At 57.7% G+C, this 751-nt stretch carries 1 protein-coding gene; it reads right to left on the bottom strand.

Annotated features, from left to right (window positions below):
- Positions 1 to 61: 61 nt before the first annotated feature.
- Positions 62 to 751: reverse transcriptase domain-containing protein (locus tag ACYVAN_RS24420; protein WP_460963567.1), on the bottom strand; the 690-nt coding region annotated here is incomplete at its 5' end.

Here is a 751-nt window from a genome sequence, read left to right as displayed (position 1 = left end):
AATGTCGCGGTAGGGATACCCGTTACCGGATACCCCCCGCACAGATCCCGGCGTGCGCGATTTACGCACCGGGCTCCTGCCTCGGGTGTCTGGCGGTGAACCGCTCCACAGGCCATGGATGAAGAACCCGAACCCTTGGTAGCCATGCGGCTGCCAGTTTGTTTGCTTTCGTCCAGGTCGTATCATCCTTCTGGCTCCTGCGCCTGAGCGCCCGGCGCCAGAGGTTTGTTACGTGTGTCCTGAACTTCTGCATGGTGGGGAAGTTGCCCGGTACCGAGTGATAGTTCAGGTATCCCTGAACCACTCTCCTGAGCCATTTTCCCTGTTCGGGGATTGAGTAATGCCAGCGCCTTCGCAGACCGTCTTTGATGGCTTTCAGAGTTGCCGTCATCCGATCCCGGCGGGTCTTTCGTATCAGCATGAACCTGCCGTTGCGATCTTTCCCGCTGATGTGCGTGAACCCGAGGAAGTTGAACGTTTCTGGTTTGCCTTTTCCCCTGATGGCACGGTTTTCGGCAGCGAAGCGGCCGAACTCCATCAGACGGGTTTTCTCCGGGTGAACCGTGAGTCCGAACTCCCTCAGTCTGCGCTGCATGGCTATACGGAAGCGCCGGGCATCGTATCGTTTGTCGAACCCGATGACGATGTCATCGGCGTATCTGACCATTACCACATTGCCTGTGGCATAGCGACGTCGCCACTGATGCGCCCACAGATCGAAGACGTAGTGGAGGTATATGTTTGCCAGCAG

The sequence above is a fragment of the Parasphingorhabdus pacifica genome, from assembly GCF_054779195.1.
The sequence above is the reverse complement of the archived record's forward strand: the minus strand, read 5'-3'. Positions and strand labels throughout refer to the sequence as shown.